General features: G+C 72.8%; 18 protein-coding genes. 13 read left to right on the top strand and 5 right to left on the bottom strand.

Annotated features, from left to right (window positions below; genetic code table 11):
- Positions 1–85 precede the first annotated feature (85 nt).
- Positions 86–835 carry a maleylpyruvate isomerase family mycothiol-dependent enzyme gene (locus tag ACWEMJ_RS19025; RefSeq protein ID WP_452138220.1) on the top strand — a complete coding sequence of 250 codons (750 nt, stop codon included), beginning with the start codon at positions 86–88 and terminating at the stop codon, positions 833–835.
- A 46-nt stretch (positions 836–881) separates the two neighbouring features.
- The gene (locus tag ACWEMJ_RS19020; protein WP_452138219.1) at positions 882–1,535 is read left to right on the top strand and encodes an MBL fold metallo-hydrolase; all 654 of its coding nucleotides are present in this window, start codon (positions 882–884) and stop codon (positions 1,533–1,535) included.
- Between the two features lie 58 nt (positions 1,536–1,593).
- Here the strand turns inward: ACWEMJ_RS19020 and ACWEMJ_RS19015 are convergent, their stop codons facing one another.
- From ACWEMJ_RS19015 to uvrB, 3 genes are all read right to left on the bottom strand, one after another.
- Positions 1,594–2,577 (bottom strand): TerC family protein, encoded by a 984-nt coding sequence (locus ACWEMJ_RS19015; RefSeq protein WP_452138218.1) that lies wholly within the window; start codon positions 2,575–2,577, stop codon positions 1,594–1,596.
- Positions 2,578–2,799: 222 nt separating this feature from the next.
- Positions 2,800–3,378 carry a TerD family protein gene (locus tag ACWEMJ_RS19010; protein WP_452138217.1) on the bottom strand — a complete coding sequence of 193 codons (579 nt, stop codon included), beginning with the start codon at positions 3,376–3,378 and terminating at the stop codon, positions 2,800–2,802.
- A gap of 179 nt (positions 3,379–3,557) precedes the next feature.
- Positions 3,558–5,648, bottom strand: coding sequence for an excinuclease ABC subunit UvrB (gene uvrB / locus ACWEMJ_RS19005; protein WP_452138216.1), 2,091 nt, complete (start codon positions 5,646–5,648; stop codon positions 3,558–3,560).
- 75 nt (positions 5,649–5,723) lie between these two features.
- Here uvrB and ACWEMJ_RS19000 point away from each other — a divergent pair, with 75 nt between their 5' ends.
- On the top strand, positions 5,724–6,278 hold the full coding sequence (locus tag ACWEMJ_RS19000; protein WP_452138215.1) for a hypothetical protein: 555 nt from the start codon (positions 5,724–5,726) through the stop codon (positions 6,276–6,278).
- 7 nt (positions 6,279–6,285) lie between these two features.
- Here the strand turns inward: ACWEMJ_RS19000 and zapE are convergent, their stop codons facing one another.
- A complete protein-coding gene (gene zapE, locus ACWEMJ_RS18995; protein WP_452138214.1) occupies positions 6,286–7,299 on the bottom strand; it encodes a cell division protein ZapE in 1,014 nt (337 codons plus the stop codon).
- Between the two features lie 347 nt (positions 7,300–7,646).
- Here zapE and ACWEMJ_RS18990 point away from each other — a divergent pair, with 347 nt between their 5' ends.
- The 5 genes from ACWEMJ_RS18990 (at position 7,647) to ACWEMJ_RS18970 (ending at position 13,131) form a co-directional block, all read left to right on the top strand.
- The gene (locus tag ACWEMJ_RS18990) at positions 7,647–8,420 is read left to right on the top strand and encodes a pyrimidine reductase family protein (protein WP_452138213.1); all 774 of its coding nucleotides are present in this window, start codon (positions 7,647–7,649) and stop codon (positions 8,418–8,420) included.
- Positions 8,421–8,552: 132 nt separating this feature from the next.
- Positions 8,553–9,017 (top strand): indole-3-glycerol phosphate synthase, encoded by a 465-nt coding sequence (locus ACWEMJ_RS18985; RefSeq protein ID WP_452138212.1) that lies wholly within the window; start codon positions 8,553–8,555, stop codon positions 9,015–9,017.
- Positions 9,018–9,109: 92 nt separating this feature from the next.
- Positions 9,110–10,516 (top strand): UDP-N-acetylmuramate--L-alanine ligase, encoded by a 1,407-nt coding sequence (murC, locus tag ACWEMJ_RS18980; protein ID WP_452138211.1) that lies wholly within the window; start codon positions 9,110–9,112, stop codon positions 10,514–10,516.
- Positions 10,517–10,544: 28 nt separating this feature from the next.
- Positions 10,545–10,949: a peptide-methionine (R)-S-oxide reductase MsrB gene (gene msrB, locus ACWEMJ_RS18975; RefSeq protein WP_452138210.1), complete on the top strand. Its 405-nt coding sequence runs from the start codon at positions 10,545–10,547 to the stop codon at positions 10,947–10,949.
- Positions 10,950–11,052: 103 nt separating this feature from the next.
- Positions 11,053–13,131 carry a restriction endonuclease gene (locus ACWEMJ_RS18970; protein ID WP_452138209.1) on the top strand — a complete coding sequence of 693 codons (2,079 nt, stop codon included), beginning with the start codon at positions 11,053–11,055 and terminating at the stop codon, positions 13,129–13,131.
- 292 nt (positions 13,132–13,423) lie between these two features.
- On the opposite strand, the gene ACWEMJ_RS18965 is transcribed toward ACWEMJ_RS18970, so the two are convergent.
- Complete coding sequence (locus ACWEMJ_RS18965) at positions 13,424–14,332, bottom strand: N-acetyltransferase family protein (RefSeq protein ID WP_452138208.1); 909 nt, start codon at positions 14,330–14,332, stop codon at positions 13,424–13,426.
- A gap of 199 nt (positions 14,333–14,531) precedes the next feature.
- Between ACWEMJ_RS18965 and ACWEMJ_RS18960 the strand changes: the two genes are divergently transcribed.
- The 5 genes from ACWEMJ_RS18960 to ACWEMJ_RS18940 all read left to right on the top strand — a co-directional run bounded on the left by ACWEMJ_RS18960 (position 14,532) and on the right by ACWEMJ_RS18940 (position 18,412).
- The gene (locus ACWEMJ_RS18960; protein ID WP_452138207.1) at positions 14,532–15,404 is read left to right on the top strand and encodes a DUF692 domain-containing protein; all 873 of its coding nucleotides are present in this window, start codon (positions 14,532–14,534) and stop codon (positions 15,402–15,404) included.
- Positions 15,373–15,810 carry a hypothetical protein gene (locus tag ACWEMJ_RS18955; protein WP_452138206.1) on the top strand — a complete coding sequence of 146 codons (438 nt, stop codon included), beginning with the start codon at positions 15,373–15,375 and terminating at the stop codon, positions 15,808–15,810. Before ACWEMJ_RS18960 ends, ACWEMJ_RS18955 begins: the two co-directional genes overlap by 32 nt.
- 40 nt (positions 15,811–15,850) lie before the next feature.
- Positions 15,851–16,972: a TIGR04222 domain-containing membrane protein gene (locus tag ACWEMJ_RS18950; protein ID WP_452138205.1), complete on the top strand. Its 1,122-nt coding sequence runs from the start codon at positions 15,851–15,853 to the stop codon at positions 16,970–16,972.
- Between the two features lie 80 nt (positions 16,973–17,052).
- The gene (locus ACWEMJ_RS18945) at positions 17,053–17,823 is read left to right on the top strand and encodes a TIGR04222 domain-containing membrane protein (RefSeq protein ID WP_452138204.1); all 771 of its coding nucleotides are present in this window, start codon (positions 17,053–17,055) and stop codon (positions 17,821–17,823) included.
- 103 nt (positions 17,824–17,926) lie between these two features.
- Complete coding sequence (locus tag ACWEMJ_RS18940; RefSeq protein ID WP_452138203.1) at positions 17,927–18,412, top strand: hypothetical protein; 486 nt, start codon at positions 17,927–17,929, stop codon at positions 18,410–18,412.
- Positions 18,413–18,564 lie beyond the last annotated feature (152 nt).

Genomic DNA, 18,564 nt, shown 5'->3' with positions numbered 1-18,564 from the left:
GGTAGCGTCAACGACTGACAACCGCCCCCGGCAACGGTCTGGGGCGGTGGGAACCGCTCCACCGACCGTCGAAAGGCACCGCCCGATGAGCGACGCGACCACCGCAGCCGGACAGCTGCAGGCCACTGTCGAGAGCACCGAACTCCTGCTGCACACGCTGGCCGAGCTGAAGCCCGAGGAGGTGTTCGAACCGTCCGCGCTGCCCGGCTGGACCCGCGGCCACGTGCTGGCGCACATCGCCCGCAACGCCGACTCGCTGGTGATCCTGCTGAACAACGCCCGCACCGGCCGCGAGGACCCGCAGTACGCCAGCTCCGCGGCCCGCAACGCCGGCATCGAGGCCGACTCCGGCCGCCCGCTGGACGTGCAGCTGGCCGACATCCGCGACAGCCAGCAGCGTTTCGTGGACGCCGCCCGGCTGCTCGCCCCCGAGCACTGGCAGGCCGTCCTCACCCACCGCTCCGGCTACACGTTCCCGGCCTGGCAGCTGCCCGGCAAGCGGCTGGCCGAGCTGGAGTACCACCACGTCGACCTGAACGCCGGCTACACCCCGGCGCACTGGTCGGAGCAGTTCGCGATCGCCGAGTTCCACCGCCTGGGCACCCACTTCGGCGCCCAGGACGGCCTCCCGGCGGTCCGGCTGATCGCCGAGGACACCGGCCTGGAGGCCCGGCTCGGCGGCGCGGGCGAGCCGGAGCTGACCGTCGAGGGCCCGGTGCGGGCGCTCACCGGCTGGCTGTCGGGGCGTTCGGACGGCGACGGCCTGCAGGTCCACCGCGACGGCCACCTGGTCGACGCGCGCACCGCCCTGCCCCAGCTGCCCCCGATGGGATGATGGTGCCGGTTGACGGGACACCCCCAGCGGCAGCGAGGAGCGCGTGATGACGTACCACGGAACGGTCAAGGTCGGCGGTGCGCCGGACGTCCGGGAGCTGGCCCATCTGATCATCACCAAGGTGGCGGTCGGGCCGTACGACAACAACGCCTACCTGCTGCGCTGCCGGGCCACCGACGAGCAGCTGCTGATCGACGCGGCCGCCGACGCCCCGGTGCTGCTGGAGACCGTCGGCAACCGGCTGGCCATGGTGGTCACCACCCACCGGCACCGCGACCACTGGGGCGCGCTGGCCGAGGTGGTCGCCGCCACCGGGGCGCGCACCGCCGCCGGGCGGATCGACGCGGAGGGCATCGAGGTGCCCACCGACGTCGCCCTGGAGGACGGCTCGGTGCTCCGGGTCGGGCAGATCCGGCTGACCGTCCGCCACCTGGTGGGACACACCCCCGGCGCGATCGTGCTGGTCTACGACGACCCGCAGGGCCACCCGCACCTGTTCACCGGCGACTGCCTGTTCCCCGGCGGGGTGGGCAACACCTGGGGCGACCCGGCCGCCTTCGAGTCGCTGTTCCGGGACGTCAACGAGAAGATCTTCGACGCCCTCCCGGACGAGACCTGGGTCTACCCCGGCCACGGCGGCGACACCACGCTGGGCGCCGAGCGCCCGCACCTGCCGGAGTGGCGCGAACGCGGCTGGTGAACCGCACGACCGAGGGCCCCCGCCGAGGCGGGGGCCCTCCTTGCGTCTACCGTCGGCGTCAGGCGTCGATCTTCTCCGGCCGGCCGGAGTCGTCGTCCTGCTTGCGGGCGGCGATCAGGCTGGTGATGGTGGTGACCACCAGGGTGACCAGGATGAAGCCCAGCGACACCGGGATGCTGATCTCCGGGACGTGCGCGCCGGCCTCGTGCAGGGCGTGCAGCACCAGCTTCACGCCGATGAAGCCGAGGATCACCGACAGGCCGTAGGACAGGTGGACCAGCTTCTTCAGCAGGCCGCCGATCAGGAAGTACAGCTGCCGCAGGCCCATCAGCGCGAAGGCGTTGGCGGTGAAGACGATGTACGGATCCTGGGTGAGACCGAAGATGGCGGGGATCGAGTCCAGCGCGAACAGCACGTCGGTGGTGCCGATCGCGATCATCACGATCAGCATCGGGGTCACCAGCCGGCGGCCGTTCTCCCGGATGAACAGCTTGGTGCCGTGGTACTCGCCGGTGGACGGGACGCGCTTCTGGATGGACTTGAGCAGGCGGTTCTCCTCGAAGTCCTCCTCGCCCTCCTCCTCGGCGCGCGCCTCCTTGAGCAGCTTCCAGGCCGTCCAGATCAGGAAACCGCCGAAGATGAAGAACACCCAGGAGAAACTGGAGACCAGCGCCGCGCCGCCGGCGATGAACACCGCCCGCAGCACCAGGGCGATGATCACACCGAACATCAGCACCCGCTGCTGGTAGATCTTCGGCACCGCGAACTTGCCCATGATCAGGATGAACACGAACAGGTTGTCCACGCTGAGCGACTTCTCGGTGATGTAGCCCGCGAAGAACTCGCCGGCCGGTTCACCGCCGCCGTACCACCACAGGAAACCGCCGAACAGCACCGCCAGCACGACCCAGACCGCCGTCCAGATCCCGGCCTCCTTGAGGGAGACCTCGTGCGGCTTGCGACCGCCGATGAAGAAATCGGCCATGATCAACAGGGCCAGCACCGCGATGGTGCCGGCCCACAGGCCTGCGGAAACGTCCATGACTGCTCCTCCGGCAGCTAGGCGAACATCGTCACTGCCGGAGGTCTCTTCCACCGCGCGGCACGCCCATCGGCGGGCGCCGCGCGGCCAGCGCCCCGGGATGCCGCGACGGGCAGCCGTGATGACGGGGTCACTGAACGGGGAATACTCCCCTCCGCTCCCGTCGAGAGTAACAGGAACACCAAGGGAAGGTAAAGAAGGTAAAGGGCTGCCCTGGACGGCCTACAGGAAGGGCTCGATGTGCGGCAGCATGTCCCGGAAGGTGCGGCCGGTGGCGGGGGCGCCGATCGCGGTCATCTTCCAGCCCGCGCCGTCCCGCTCGACCTTGGCCATGATCTGCCCGGTGTGGGTGCCGCCGCCGGTGAGCTCGTAGCGGGCCAGCTCGGTGTTGGTGGTCTCGTCGACCAGCCGGCAGTGCGCGTTCTGCACCTCCAGGAAGTTCTGGCCGCTGTACGAGCTGACGGTGAACACGATCTGGGTGACCCGGGCCGGCACCTTGGTCAGGTCGACCAGGATGCTCTCGTCGTCCTCGCCGCCGACGCCGCCGACCAGGTTGTCGCCGGTGTGCTGCACCGAACCGTCGTTGCTGACCAGGTGCGAGAAGAACACCACGTCGCTCATCGCCCTGCCGTCGTACAGCAGGGCGGAGGCGTCCAGGTCGATCTCCTTCGGGCGGCGGCTGAAGAAGCCGCGCTTGCCCGGGGCGGACTTCCAGCCGAGGCCCATCCGCACCACGCTCAGCGTCTCGCCACTGGACTTCGCCAGGCTGACGCTCTGCCCCTTCGCCAGGCTCACCGACACGCCGACCACCCCATTCCTCCGGGCTGACCCCGGCCTCTCGCGCACGACCGGCCGTGACAGGAGCGTCCGGGCCCCGAGCCGGTCGCGCACCACCCTACGCCGCCGCCCCGCCGCCCCGGTCCGGGACGGTCGAGACTGTGGCAGAACTACGACATGACGGCCGTTTCGGACCGCCCGGATCAGGCCATGCCGGCCTCGCGCATCTGGCGCAGCTCGCGCTTGAGCTCCTTGACCTCGTCGCGCAGCCGGGCCGCCACCTCGAACTGCAGCTCGGCGGCGGCGGTGTGCATCCGGTCCGTCATGTCCTGGATCAGCTGGGCGAGTTCGGCCGCGGGCAGGCTCTTGGCGGGCTTGCGGTCGATGCCCAGCGACGGCACCGGGGCCTTGCCCTTGCCCTGCTGGCGGTAGCCGGTGGCGAGCAGCTCCTCGGTGTCGACGTCCTCGCCGGCCATGGTGGAGAGCAGGTCGCCGATCTTCTTCCGCAGCGGCTGCGGGTCGATGCCGTGCTTCTCGTTGTACGCCTGCTGGACGGCGCGCCGGCGGTTGGTCTCGGAGATCGCCAGCTCCATCGCCGGGGTGATCTTGTCGGCGTACATGTGCACCTGGCCGGAGACGTTTCGCGCGGCGCGGCCGATGGTCTGGATCAGCGAGGTGCCGGAGCGCAGGAAGCCCTCCTTGTCGGCGTCCAGGATCGCCACCAGCGACACCTCGGGCAGGTCGAGGCCCTCGCGCAGCAGGTTGATGCCGACCAGCACGTCGTACTCGCCGGCCCGCAGCTCGCGCAGCAGCTCGATCCGGCGCAGCGTGTCGACGTCGCTGTGCAGGTAGCGGACCCGGATGTCCAGGCCGAGGAAGTAGTCGGTGAGGTCCTCGGCCATCTTCTTGGTGAGGGTGGTGACCAGGACGCGTTCGTCCTTCTCCACCCGCTGCCGGATCTCGTGCACCAGGTCGTCGATCTGGCCCTCGGTGGGCTTGACGATCACCTCGGGGTCGATCAGGCCGGTCGGGCGGATGATCTGCTCCACCTGCCCGTCGCCGCGCGCCAGTTCGTACTTGCCGGGGGTGGCCGACAGGTAGACGGTCTGGCCGATCCGCTCCTGGAACTCCTCCCACTTCAGCGGCCGGTTGTCCATCGCCGAGGGCAGCCGGAACCCGTGCTCGACCAGCGTGCGCTTGCGCGAGGCGTCGCCCTCGTACATCGCGCCGATCTGCGGGACGGTGACGTGCGACTCGTCGATGACCAGCAGGAAGTCCTCGGGGAAGTAGTCGAGGAGGGTGTTCGGCGGCGAGCCGGGCTGCCGGCCGTCGAAGTGCATCGAGTAGTTCTCCACGCCCGAGCAGGTGCCGATCTGCCGCAGCATCTCGATGTCGTACGTGGTGCGCATGCGCAGCCGCTGGGCCTCCAGCAGCTTGCCCTGCTTCTCCATCCGGGCCAGGGTCTGCTCCAGCTCGGTCTCGATGTCGCGGACCGCGCGCTCCATCCGCTCCGGGCCGGCCACGTAGTGCGAGGCGGGGAAGACGTACACCGATTCGTCCTGGCTGATCACCTCGCCGGTCAGCGGGTGCAGCGTGTACAGCGCCTCGATCTCGTCGCCGAACATCTCGATCCGGACGGCGAGTTCCTCGTAGACCGGGAAGATCTCGATGGTGTCGCCGCGGACCCGGAAGGTGCCGCGGCTGAACGCCAGGTCGTTGCGGGTGTACTGGATGTCCACGAAGCGGCGCAGCAGGGCGTCCCGGTCGACCTCCTCGCCGACCTTGAGCCGCACCATCCGGTCCACGTACTCCTGCGGGGTGCCGAGGCCGTAGATGCACGACACGGACGCCACCACCACGACGTCGCGCCGGGTGAGCAGGCTGTTGGTGGCGGAGTGGCGCAGCCGCTCGACCTCCTCGTTGATCGAGGAGTCCTTCTCGATGTAGGTGTCCGTCTGCGGGACGTACGCCTCGGGCTGGTAGTAGTCGTAGTACGAGACGAAGTACTCGACGGCGTTGTTCGGCAGCAGCTCGCGGAACTCGTTCGCCAGCTGCGCGGCCAGCGTCTTGTTCGGCGCCATCACCAGGGTGGGGCGCTGCAGCTTCTCGATCATCCACGCGGTGGTGGCGGACTTGCCGGTGCCGGTCGCGCCGAGCAGGACGACGTCCTTCTCCCCCGCGCGGATGCGGCGTTCCAGCTCGGCGATGGCCGCCGGCTGGTCGCCATTGGGCTGGTAGGGGCTGACGACCTCGAAGGGCGCCACGGACCGCTCAATACTCGTGATGGGACGCACCACTCCACGGTACGACCGGCCACTGACAGACCGGGACCGCTCCGGCTGTCGGCGGCGGCCGCTACCGTGCCCGGCATGACAGAGCTGGAAGAACTGGTGCTGACCCCCGACGAGCGCAGCCGCGGGATCGACGTCGACCGCGTGGCGTTCTCCATGGACTGGAGCGGTGAGGACGCGCCCGGGCAGCTCGCGGCATTCGTCGCCGAACGGGTGCGGGCCCTCGGGGCGGACCCGGCGGGCGTCGACGACACGGCCGTCCGCCGGGCGGCCGAGCAGGACCCGGCGCTGGAGCGCGGCGACCTCCCGGTGCGCCAGCTGAACCACCTGTCCGAGGTGCTGGCCGGCCTCGGCTGCACGCTCCTGCTGGTGCACCGCGGGGACGACTCCTACACCGTGCTGGTCGCCCGGACCGACGACCGCGAACCGCCCGCGCTGACCCACCAGGACGCCCTGGTGCTTCGCTGGGGCACCGAACCGGGCCTGGTCTGCCTGGACTGCCCCGGCTGCGCCGAGCCGCTGATCTGGCAGCTGCCGCCCGGCGAGACCCTGGCCGGGGAGCACTGCGACTGCGGGACGCCGCTGTTCGACGCCGCCGGCCGGCCGCTTCCCGGCGTGGTCCTGGACGCCTGAGCCCCGGCTACTTGGCGGAGTCCCGGGCCAGCGCGACCAGGCGGGAGACCGCCCGCAGGTACTTCTTGCGGTAGCCGCCGCGCAGCATCTCCTCGGTGAACACCTGGTCGAACGGCACGCCGGACGCGGTGATCGGCAGCTCCCGGTCGTACATCCGGTCCGCCAGCACCACCAGCCGCAGCGCCGTCGCCTGGTCGTCCACCTGCCGCACCCCGCGCAGGAACACCGCGCCCACCTCGTCCAGCAGCGCGCCGTACCGGCTGGGGTGCACCTCCTTCAGGTGCTCCAGCAGCCCGTCGAAGTCGTCCAGCGAGGCGTTCGGGGTCTGCTCGGCCCGCGCGGTCACCTCGGCGTCGGTGTACGGCGGCGGCGCGGCCGGCAGACCGCGGTGGCGGTAGTCCTGGCCGTCGATCCGCACCGGGCGGAAATGCGCGGACAGGCCCTGGATCTCGCGCATGAAGTCCGCCGCCGCGAAGCGGCCCTCGCCGAGCTTCTCCGGCAGGGTGTTCGACGTCGCGCAGAGCTTGACGCCGTTCTCCACCAGCCGGCTCAGCAGCGTCGAGACCAGCACCGTGTCGCCCGGGTCGTCCAGCTCGAACTCGTCGATGCACAGCAGCCGGTGCGAGCTCAGCGTGCGCACCGCGCCCTGGAACGTCAACGCGCCGACCAGGTTGGTCAGTTCGACGAACGTGCCGAACGCCTTCGGGCCCGGCACCGCGTGCCACAGCGACGCCAGCAGGTGCGTCTTCCCGACGCCGTACCCGCCGTCCAGGTAGATCCCCGCCGGGCCGCTCGGCGCCGGCGCGGACCTGCGGAACCATCCGCGCCTGGCGGGCTCCGCACCCGCGTTCAGGCTCGCCGCGAAGCCCTCCAGGATCTGCACGGCCTCGTACTGGCTCGGCTGCGAGGAATCCGGCAGGTAACTGCCGAAGCTCACACCGGCGAACCGCGGCGGCGGCACCATCTCGGCCACCAGCCGCTCGGCCGGAACCACCGGCCGCCGAGAGGCGAGGGCTGTCACGGTACGGATTTCGGACTCCGAGGCAGGTGCAGACACGGAGAACAAGCGTACGGGGACACCCAGGAGGGCGCGAAACCGGGGGCGCGCGGGAGGGATGCGAGACCAGGGGCGCGGGGAACTGCGCGAAGCGGAAGGCAGCCCACCGCAAAGATCGCGACGCAGGACAGTGACTTGCACGTGCTCGCGACCTTACGGACCCGTTGGCGCTTGTCGCGCAGTTCCCCGCGCCCCCGGTTTCGCGCCCGCACGGGTTTCGCGCCCCGCACGGTCTTCGCGTCCGCACGGGTTTCGCGCCCGCACGGGTTTCGCGTCCGTCGGTGCCCGCCCGGCCTGGAAGACTCGGTGCCATGGAGCAACTGATCGGCGACACCCCCGGCACCCCCGGCACCCTGGAGTGGCTGGCCCAGGCGTACGCGTATCCGGAGACCGCCTGGCTGCGGGCGAACATGGTGTCCTCGCTGGACGGCGCGGCCCGGCTGGACGGCCTCTCGGACGGCCTGTCCAGCGAAGCGGACAAGCGGATCTTCGGCGTGCTGCGCGCGCTGTGCGACGTGGTGCTGGTGGGTGCCGAGACGGTGCGGGCGGAGGGGTACCGGCCGGGGCGGGCGCGCAAGGAGTTCGCCGAGCGGCGGCGGGCCGCGGGCCAGCTCCCGGCGCCGGTGATCGCGGTGGTCTCGCGCAGCCTGGAGCTGGATCTGTCGGCCCCGCTGTTCACCGAGCCGCTGGTGCCGACCGTCGTGATCACCACCTCCGACGCCCCGGCCGACCGGCTCGCCCGGGTGGCCGCCGTCGCCGAGGTGATCACGGCCGGCACGGGTGCGGTGGACCTGCCCCGGGCGGTCGCGGCGCTCACCGAGCGTGGCTGGCGCCGGCAGCTCACGGAGGGCGGCCCGCGCCTGCTCGGCCAGCTCGCGGCGGACGGCCTGCTGGACGAGCTGTGCCTCTCGGTGGCCCCGCTGGTGACGGGCGGTGATTCACCGAGGATCGTGAACGGTCCGCAGATCGCGGACGTCCAGCGGATGCGGCTGGTGTCCTTGATCGAGGAGAAAGGTTTCCTCTTCACCCGCTATCTTCGGTCGACCGATCCGGACCGCTCGCCGAGCGACCCCGCCCTCACCTGAGCCACTTCCTGACCGATGTGGACCACGTGCTCTGTGTGGCGCGTGTGCAGCGTGAGGAATCCTTCCTCCGGGCACTATGAAGGAGGGGATGTGGAACCGGACCCGGGGGCCCGAACCACCGAAGGGACTCGCGTGTTCAAGACCGTACTGATGATCGAGAAGGCACTCTCGGACGCCGACGTGGAACTGGTCACCACTCTCCACGGCGACGAACAGGTGTCCTTCGTCGTCCTGATGCAACCGCGCGGCAAGCAGGACGAACTGCTGCGCGCCCTGGACGATGTGGCCCTCGGCCATCTCGACCGGGCGGTGCACGAGCACGACGAGTCCGACGAGGAGGGGCCGACCCTCGCCGGGGAGTCCCTGGAGCACAGCCTGCGGCACCTGCGCCACTCCGGCGCGGAGGCGGTGGGCGAGGTGGTGGAGCAGCAGCCGCTGGTGCGCCTGCGCGAGGTGGTGGAGGAGTTCCGGGCCGACGAGGTGCTGGTGCTGACCTCGCCGCACTTCGTCGAGGAGTTCTTCCACCGGGACTGGGCCTCCCGCGCCCGGCACGAGGTCGGCGTCCCGGTGCTCAAGCTGTTCGCGAGCGACTCCTGACCGCCCTCCCGACTAGGGCAGAATCGTCCCGTGCGTCGTGCTAGCTGCATAGCGCACGGGACGACTCATTCCTCGCCAGTACGGAGCCAGCCTTGAACGACGCCGCGCACGACCTGCACGCCCCGCACTTCATCGGCATCGGCGGCGCCGGCATGTCCGGCCTGGCGAAGATCCTCGCGGTGCGCGGCGCCACCGTCTCGGGCAGTGACGCCAAGGAGTCGGACACCGTGCGGGCGCTGCGCGAGCTGGGGGCGACGGTGTTCGTCGGCCACGCCGCCGAGCACCTGCCGGCCGGGACCAGCAGCGTGGTGGTCTCCAGCGCGATCCGCGCCGACAACCCGGAGCTGGTCGCGGCGCGCGAGCGCGGCGTCCCGGTGGTGCACCGCTCGGACGCGCTGGCGGCGCTGATGGGCGGCCGTCGGGCGCTCGCGGTGGCGGGCACCCACGGCAAGACCACCACCACCTCGATGCTGGCGGTCAGCCTCGCCGAGCTGGGCCTGGAGCCCTCCTACGCGATCGGCGGCGACCTGGACCTGCCGGGGTCGAACGCGCACCACGGCGCGGGCGAGATCTTCGTCGCGGAGGCGGACGAGAGCGACCGCAGCTTCCACAAGTACGCGCCCGAGGTGGCGATCGTGCTGAACGTGGAGCTGGACCACCACGCCAACTACGCGTCGATGGAGGAGATCTACGAGTCCTTCGAGACCTTCGTCGGCCGGATCGTCCCCGGCGGCACCCTGGTGGTGTCGGCCGACCACGAGGGCGCCCGTGAGCTGACCCGCCGGGTGGCCGGGCGCGCGGGCCTGAACGTGGTGACGGTCGGCGCGGCCGAGGACGCGGACGTGCGGGTGCTGTCGGTGGCGGCGCGCGGCATGACCAGCGAGGTGACGGTCGAACTGGGCGGCGAGCGGCTGACGTTCACCGTCTCGGTGCCGGGCCGGCACTACGCGCACAACGCGGTGGCGGCGCTGGCCGCGGGCGTCGCGCTGGGCGTTCCGGCGGACGGGCTGGCGAAGGCGCTGGGCGCGTACACCGGCGTGAAGCGGCGGCTGCAGCTGAAGGGCGAGGCCCGCGGCGTGCAGGTGATCGACTCCTACGCGCACCACCCGACCGAGATGGCCGCCGACCTGGAGGCGATCCGTGAGGCCGCGGGCGCGGGCCGGGTGCTGGTGGTGTTCCAGCCGCACCTGTTCTCCCGCACCCAGCAGCTCGCCGAGGAGATGGGCGGGGCGCTGGCGCTGGCCGACGCCTCGGTGGTGCTGGACATCTACCCGGCCCGCGAGGACCCGATCCCCGGCGTCACCGCCGAACTGATCATCGACGCGGCCCGCCGGGCCGGCGCGGACGTCCGCGCCGAGCACGAGTTCGCCGCCGCGCCCGCCGTGCTGGCCGCCCTGGCCGCCCCCGGCGACCTGGTGCTGACCATGGGCGCGGGCGACGTCACCAACCTGGGCCCGGAAATTCTGGCCGCCCTGGCGGACGTTGCACCTGCTGTCTGAGTCGAACGGCGAGCCCCGGGAGAGTGCCGTGAGCTACGAGGTCCAGAAGTCCGACGCCGAGTGGCGCGCCGAGCTGACCCCCGAGGAGTACCACGTGCTCCGCGAGGCCGGCACCGAGCGCCCGTACGTCGGCGAGTACACCGACACCAGGACGGTCGGCGTGTACAGCTGCCGGGCGTGCGGGGCGGAACTGTTCAGCAGCGAGACGAAGTTCGAGTCGCACTGCGGCTGGCCGTCGTACTACGCGCCGCTGGCCGGCGACTCGGTGGAGTACCTGGAGGACACCACGCTCGGCATGCGCCGGGTCGAGGTGCGCTGCAAGAAGTGCGGCAGCCACCTCGGGCACGTCTTCGAGGGCGAGGGCTACGACACGCCCACCGACCAGCGGTACTGCATCAACTCGATCTCGCTGCGCCTGAAGCCCGCCGAGTAGCCGCCACCCCGCGCGCCGACGCCCGCCCCCGTGGAAGACTGAACTCCCTTGATCGGTCTGGAACGTGGGTGGGGCGGGCGTGGCGCGGCGGCGGTCTTCCGGGGTGTGGTCGGTACTGGCGGAGGCGCAGCGCGCGCAGCACCAACGCGCGGAGGCGCAGCGGAAAGCGGCGGCCGCGCAGCAGCGGGACCACGAGCGGGCGCAACGCGAGGCGCAGCGGGCGGCGGCGCGCGGTGAGCGCGAGGCGCTGAAGGCGTACCAGCAGCAGCGGGAGGCGGACGCGGCCCGTCGGACGGCCGAACTGGACGAGCGGATCGCCGAGTTGCGCGGCGTACTGGCGGCGGGGCTGGCCGGTCCGGGGTTCTCGCTGGCGGAGCAGAGCCGGGGCGGGCAGGGCGCGATCCCGCCGTTCGACCCGGGTCCGTTGGGCGTCCCGGTGCCGATGCCCGATCAGAACTGGTACCTGGTGCCGCCGTTGACGGGCCCGCAGGCGTACAACCCGGCGGCGCGCCGCCAGTGGGACGAGCAGTCCGCGCACGCCCGCGCCAGGTTCGAGTACGACTGGCAGGCGGCGTGGGCGGCCGAGCAGCAGCGGCAGCGCCAACTCGCCGACTACCGCGCCCAGTACGACGCGTGGGCGGCGGAGCGGCACCGGCTGCTGGCCGGGCAGAGCACGCAGGCGGGGCGGCTCGCGGAGCGGCTGCGGGCGGGCGAGGCCGCGGCGGTCGCCGAGTACTTCGAGGCGGTGATCGACTGGCGGGAGGACTGGCCGGACGGCTTCCCCACCGACGGCGAGACCTCCTGGGACGCGGACGCCCGCCGGCTGGTGGTGCGCTGGGAGCTGCCGTCGTTCGACGTGGTGCCGACGGTCGGCCGCTACCGCTACGTCCGCTCCGACGACCGGGAGGACGAGGTGGCCCGGCCGGCCACCCAGCGCAAGGAGGTCTACCGCGAGGTGCTGGCGCAGTGCGCGCTGCGCGTCCTGGCGGAGGTCTTCCGGGCCGACCCCGACGGGCTGATCGCCACCGTCGGTCTGAACGGCGTGGTGGTCGCCCCGGACCCGGCGACCGGCCAGGAGGGCGACCGCTGCCTGCTGGCGGTGGAGGTGGACCGGGCGACCTTCGCCGGGCTGGCGCTGGACCGGGTCGCCCCGCTGGACTGCCTGCTGGACGCGCTCGGCGGACGGCTGTCCGCCCGTCCCGAGAAGGCCGACACGGTGGCCGCGATCCCGGCCGCCGCGACCTCGGCCGGGGACGGCGAGGAGCCGGACCTGTTCGCGATGGACCCGATCGAGTTCGAGAAGCTGATCGCCGAACTGTTCCGGCGCCGCGGCTTCCGCACCAGCACCACGGCGCGCAGCGGCGACGAGGGCGTGGACGTGCTCGCCGAGGACCCGGACCCGATCACCGGCGGAAAGATCGTCATCCAGGCCAAGCGGTACCGGCACACCGTCTCCCCCAGCGCCGTCCGCGACCTGGAGTCCACCATGCGCCGCCAGGGCGCCAACCGCGGCATCCTGGTGACCACCTCGGGCTTCGGCCCGGGCTCCCGCAAGCACGCCGAGGGCCAGCCGCTCACCCTGGTGGACGGGCCGATGCTGGTCACCCTACTCCGCGAACACGGCCTCCCGGGCCGCCTCGGGCCGGGTGCCGTACCCGCCCAGCGGACCGAAGACGCCCTTCCCGCAACGGAGTTGACGCCCGGCCAGAACGCGGTGCTGGCCGCCGACGAGGTGCGGGTGCGCTTCCGGTCCGACGGCGCGGACGCCGACCTGACGCTGCTGCTGCTCACTGCCGACGGCAAGGTCCGGGCCGACGAGGACTTCGTCTTCTACCATCAGCCGACCGCCGCCGACGGGGCCGTCACCCTGGAGCCCGGCGACGGCAGCGCGCTGGTCCGCACCGGCCGGCTCCCGGCCGCCGTCCACCGGGTGGCCATCTCGGTCAACCTGGACGCGGAGAGCGACGCCACCTGCGCCGACCTGATCGACCCCACCGTGGAACTCACCGCCGGCCCCACCCGCTGGCTCTTCCGCCCACCGACCGACCCGGCCATCTCCGCGATGCTCGTCGCCGAGCTCTACCGCCACCCCGCCGACGGCTGGAAACTCCGCGCCGTCGGCCAGGGCTGGTCGGACGGGCTGGCGGGGCTGGCCCGCGATCACGGCGTGGACGTGGAGTAGCAGGCGGGCAGGGGCTACACAACCAGAGGCCGCACAACCAGGGAGAGCACAACCAGGGGCGCGGGGAACTGCGCGAAGCGGAAGGCACCCAACCGCAAGATCGCGACGCAGGACAATGACCTGCACGTGATCGCGACCTTACGGACGTGACTTGCGCTCGTCGCGCAGTTCCCCGCGCCCCTGTTTTCACGCCCACCCGCTCGCGCGAGTCTCCCCGCGCCCCCGGTTGTGCGCCCGCCTGCGTTGTGCGCCCTGTCGCGTTTCGCGCCTCTTAGCGTTGCGCGCCCGCCCGTCAGAGCGTGCGCGTGTGCTTCCACTCCTCCGCGCACACCCGGTACCCGAACCACTCGTTGATGGCGAGCATCGCCGCGTTCTCCCCGTCGTTGTGGGTGTACGCCGCCGCCAGCCCGCGGGCCTGCGCGCGGTGCAGGGAGTGCGCCTTGGCGAGCTTCGCGAGTCCTCGGCCGCGGTGGGTGGAGCGGGTCGCCGTGAAGGCCGACCAGTAGTTGCGGCCGTCCGTCTGGGCCGCCGAGAAGGCGACCGCCTCGCCGCCGTCCAGGGCGACCATGGTGAGCGTGTGGTCCTGGTCGGGGCGCTGCCAGATCTCCGCGAGCCAGCTCTCGTAGGGCTGGTCGTCCATCGTCAGGTCGCCGGGTTCGGAGCGCGTCCCGTCGATGTCGACCAGGTAGATCGGGTACGGGTCGTCCAGGAAGTCCGCGGCGGGCCGCAGTTCGACGCCGGCCGGGGTGGGCGGCAGTGTGGGCAGCGGCGCCGTCAGGTCGAGGCCGGCGAACTGGGCGCGCCGGCCCCGGTGGTAGCCGCGGGCGGCGGCGAAGCCGAGCGCGGCGGGGGTGCCGTCGGCCCAGCCGTGGACGTCGCGGACGTCCATCGCGGCGAGTTCGCGTTCGGCGGCAGTGAGCAGTGCGGTGCCGATGCCGACGCCCCGGTGTTCGGGCTGCACGCTGACGTTGAGGAAGCCCTGGTGCGGGGTGGTGCTCTCGGTGACCGGGCCGAATCTCGCGGAGCCGACCACCTGGCCGGCCCGTTCGGCGACCAGCAGGTGGTAGTGCGGGAGGCGGGTGAGCCAGTTGGTCACTTCGGGCGTGACGACCAGGTGCGGCCGGCCGGCCCGGTAGGCCTCGGTGGCCCCGGCGGCGTCCTCGGGTGCGAACGGGCGGAGGTGGTACGGCATCGAAGTCATAGGCATGTCACGTTAGTCAGTCGTTCGCCTGCGCGCTGCTGAATTTCCCCCCACCTGCGGGCCGGGATGTTCAGTGCCCGGGAAAGCTCAAGTTCAGCTCTGAGTTTCCGGTGTCCGGCTTGGCACCGGCCCCGCCCGGATACACCCTCGGCAGGGAGAAGTCGGGGCGGTCGAAAAGCCCGGTGGGAAGGGGTGGGGCATGTCTTCGTACGGAATTCCGCAGCTGGGCACGGGGCTCGGCTGGCGCCCCGAGATCGACACCGCCGTGGAGCGGATGCCCGGGCTGGACTGGGTGGAGGTGGTCGCCGAGAACGTCTGCGCCGACCATCTGCCGCCGTCGCTGGAGGCGTTGCGGGCGCGGGGCGTGACGGTCGTCCCGCACGGGGTCTCGCTGGGTCTCGGCGACGCCGCCGAGCCGGACCGGGGGCGGTTGGCCCGGCTGGCGGCGGTCGCCCAGGCGCTGGGTTCGCCGCTGGTCAGCGAGCATATGGCGTTCGTCCGGGCGGGCGGCCTGGAGGCGGGTCACCTGCTGCCGGTGCCGCGCACCCGGGAGGCGCTGCGGGTGGTGGCGGCCAATGTGCGGATCGCCCAGCGCGAGCTGCCGGTGCCGCTGGCGCTGGAGAACATCGCCGCCCAACTGGCTTGGCCCGACGAGGAGTTGACGGAGGCGCAATTCCTCGCCGAGCTGGTCGAACAGACCGGCGTGCACCTGCTGGTGGACGTCGCCAACCTGCACACCAACCGGGTCAACCTGGGCGTCGACCCGGCCGCCGAGCTCGACCGGCTGCCGCTGGAGGCGCTCGCCTACGTGCACGTCGCGGGCGGGGTGGAGCGCGACGGCGTCTGGCACGACACCCACACCCATCCCGTCACCGCCCCTGTGCTGGAGGTGCTCGCCGCACTGTGCGAACGCACCGACCCGCCCGGGGTGCTGCTGGAACGGGACGGCGCCTACCCGCCGCCCGCCGAACTCTCCGCCGAACTCGACGCCATTCGCCGGGTCCACCGCACGGCCCGCGACCACCGGAAGGAGCCCGACCGTGTCCGAACGGGACGAATATCTGATCCGTGACCGCGCCGACGCCGAACTCGCGCTGTCCCGCCGCCGATTGGCGGCCCGCCAGGAGGAACTGCTGACCGCCCTGGTGGCCGGCGGCCCCGCCCCCGCGGGCTTCGACCCGGCGCAGCTGCGCACCCAGGCCGAGGGCCTGCTCGCCAAGCGCCGCGAGACCGTCGGCCACCTGATGCCCGAACTGCCCGACCTGCTCGGCGCGGACTTCGCGCCGCTGTTCCGCCGCTACGCCGCCGGCCGGCCGCTCACCGGCGGCTACCGGGCCGACGCCCGCGCCTTCGCCGAGTGGGCCCTGGACGCCGCTCCCACCGCACCGTGGCACTCCGCGCTGCACCGCCTGCTCCACCCGGCCGCCCGCCGCTGGGGCCGGCTGCTGCCGCGCCGCTCGCGCCCGGCGCACCTGTAGGAACCGCACCGCACGACAGCACGAAAGGACGTACGGGGGAATGTGGAACATCGAGTTCGTGGTGGCGCTGGTCCTGGTCGCCCTGGCCATGGTCGTCGCCGCCGTCTTCGACCGGCGCTGCCGCCGCGTCACCGAGCCCAGCGGCCTGCCCGGACGCGGCATGTCGCTGCTGGAGGCCGCGTACCTGGCCGGCGGCCCGGCCCGCGCGGTGGACACCGCGCTGGTCCGGATGGAGCGCGAGGGCCGGGCGGTGATCTCCCGGGCCCACCGGGTGACGGTCACCGACAGCGAGCCGCGCGACGCCGTCGAGGCCGTGCTGATCACGGCGGTCGGCGGCCGCACCGGCCGGGACCTGTCCGTGCTGCGCACCTCCGTGGTGGGCAGCCCCGACGTGCAGCGGATCGGCGAGCCGCTGGCCGCCCGCGGCCTGCTGCGCCGGCCCGCCGCGATCGAGGCGGCCTGGCGGGCCCGCCGGCTGGTGGCGTTCGCGCTGCTGGCCACCCTGGTGCTCGGCACGTACGCCACCGCCGAGTGGCTGTCCGGGCCGAACCCGAACGAGAGCACCCCGCCGGTCTTCGCGTTCGCGGCGCTGGCCCTGGTCGGCGGGCTGTACCTGATGGTCGGACGGCCGCCGCGGGAGCCGATCACGCCCGCCGGGCAGCGCCAGCTGCAACTGGTGCGCGGCAGCAGCCCGTGGCGTCCGCGCGAGGTGGCCGGGGAGCACGCCGCCGTGGTCGGCGCGTTCGCCCTGGGCGGGGCCGCCGCGCTGACGGACGAGGAGCACCTGCTGCGCGAGGCGTTCGGCGGCGCCGTCGCCTGGCCGGTCCGGCTGACGAAGGCGGGCCGCCGCTCCACCGGGTCGGGCAACGAACCGGCCGGCGGGACGGCGTCGGTGGGCAACGCGTGGTGCGGGGCCGTCACCTACGCGTGCGGCTCGTCCTCCGGCCACTCCGGCGGCTCCGGCGGCTCCGGCCACTCCGGCGGCTCGGGCGGGCACTCCGGCGGTCACTCGGGCGGTTCCGACGGCCACTCCGGCGGGCACTCCGGCGGCCACTCCGGTGGGCACTCGTGCGGCGGCGGGCACTCGCACTCCTGCGGTTCGTCGAGCTCCTGCGGCTCGTCCGGCTCCAGCTGCGGTGGCGGCGGGGGCTGCGGTTCCTGAGCCGACGCCGTGTCACAGTTCGGTATCGCGGCAGGTGGATCCATTCCGCTTGCCGCGCACACCGGACTAGAACAAACACCATGTGGGTGCTGCTGCTGATCCCGACCTGTGCCGCCGCCGTGCTGAGCTGTCTGCGCCTGGTCCGGGTCGCCTCGGTCGCCGACGCCCTCACCGAGCACCTGCCGGCCGCCGACCGCGTCCCGGGCGTCGGCCTGTACGAGACCGCGTACCTGGCGGGCGGCCCGGCCCGGGTGGCCGAGCTGGCGCTGGTGCGGATGGCGGGCCTCGGCCGGCTGCACCTCGCGCACACCGGCTGGACGACGGTGGTCGATCCGCAGGGCCGCAGCCGCCTGGAACGGGCGCTGATCGCCGCGATCGGGCCCGAAGGCCAGTGCCGCACCGCCCAGTTGAAGGCCGCGCTGGCCGCCCACCCGACCGTCCGCGACATCGGCGACCGGCTGGCGCTGGCCGGCCTGGCCACCCCGGCCGTGGTCCGCGAGCGCGCCCGGCAGGCGGTCGGGCACGTGCGGTGCGCGCTGCTCACGGCGGTCGCGATGCTGCTGCTCACGGTGGTGCTGACCTCCGACGGGGAGGCGGCCAGGACCGCCGTCGCCTGGTACTCGCTGCCGCTGGTGCTGACCGGCGGCACCCTGCTGATGGCCCGGGTCGACGTGCACGCCTACACCGCGTGGGCGGCCCCTGCCGGGCAGCACCTGCTGCGCACCCTGCGCCGGCCGCACATCTGCCGGGCCCGCACCGCCGACGACCTGCTCACCGCGGTCGCGATCCGCGGCCCCGAGGCCGTCCAGGACCCGCGCCTGCGGGCCGCGCTGGGTCACCACCGGCGCTGAACACCGCGCTGACCCGACCGGAGCGCAACCGTCCGTGCCGACTCCCGCACCGCACCAGCGCGCCGTGTCCGAAGGGCCCGGGGCCGCTCGCAGACTCGTCGCCATGATTCGATTCCGCACCGCCGCCGCGGCGGTCCTCACCCTGTCCCTGGCCGGCCCGCTGGCCCCCGGCCCGGCGGCGTTCGCCGCCACCCGACCCGACTCCCCGCTCACCACACAGGCCTGGCCGTCCTCGCAGCCGGGCGTGCTGCTGACCGCCGCCGAGGACCGGGTCAACCGGTTCTTCACCGACTACCGCAACGCGATCCTGCACGGCGCGCCCGAGGCGGCCCGCATGGTCCGGCTGAAGTACCTGACCAAGGACCTGAACGACCGCCTCGACCAGTGGGCGGCCGAGTACGACGCCGACCCGGTGTTCCGGGCCCAGAACGTCCCGGCGAGCTGGACCCTCGCCCAGGGCGGCAGCGGCGCCGGCCACACCACCGTGCTGCTCACCGAGCGGTGGGCGGACGGCTCCACCATCCCCGTGGAGTACCAGCTGCGGCTGCCCGACCTGGTGATCGACGACCTGGAGAACGCCCCGTCCTGACCCGGACGGCCATGCCCTGACACACCGACAGCCGGGGGGCGGCGGGGGGGGGGGGGCCGCGGGGGGGGGGGGGGGGCTGGGGCGGGCGTAACACCCCCCGCCCCGCGGGCCCCCCCACCGGGGGGGGGCGGGGGAGGAAAGGACCCTCCCCC

Source organism: Kitasatospora sp. NPDC004531 (assembly GCF_053602195.1).
This window is presented reverse-complemented; position numbering and strand designations above follow the sequence as displayed.

Bases quoted from the DNA above. Each gene is read 5' to 3' on its own strand.
- ACWEMJ_RS18990 (WP_452138213.1), top strand. From the start codon at position 7,647: ATGGAGCAACTGATCGGCGACACCCCCGGCACCCCCGGCACCCTGGAG.
- ACWEMJ_RS19000 (WP_452138215.1), top strand. From the start codon at position 5,724: ATGACAGAGCTGGAAGAACTGGTGCTGACCCCCGACGAGCGCAGCCGC.
- ACWEMJ_RS18940 (WP_452138203.1), top strand. From the start codon at position 17,927: ATGATTCGATTCCGCACCGCCGCCGCGGCGGTCCTCACCCTGTCCCTG.
- ACWEMJ_RS19020 (WP_452138219.1), top strand. From the start codon at position 882: ATGACGTACCACGGAACGGTCAAGGTCGGCGGTGCGCCGGACGTCCGG.
- ACWEMJ_RS18950 (WP_452138205.1), top strand. From the start codon at position 15,851: ATGTGGAACATCGAGTTCGTGGTGGCGCTGGTCCTGGTCGCCCTGGCC.
- ACWEMJ_RS18945 (WP_452138204.1), top strand. From the start codon at position 17,053: ATGTGGGTGCTGCTGCTGATCCCGACCTGTGCCGCCGCCGTGCTGAGC.
- ACWEMJ_RS19015 (WP_452138218.1), bottom strand. From the start codon at position 2,577: ATGGACGTTTCCGCAGGCCTGTGGGCCGGCACCATCGCGGTGCTGGCC.
- ACWEMJ_RS18960 (WP_452138207.1), top strand. From the start codon at position 14,532: ATGTCTTCGTACGGAATTCCGCAGCTGGGCACGGGGCTCGGCTGGCGC.
- ACWEMJ_RS18965 (WP_452138208.1), bottom strand. From the start codon at position 14,332: ATGACTTCGATGCCGTACCACCTCCGCCCGTTCGCACCCGAGGACGCC.
- ACWEMJ_RS19025 (WP_452138220.1), top strand. From the start codon at position 86: ATGAGCGACGCGACCACCGCAGCCGGACAGCTGCAGGCCACTGTCGAG.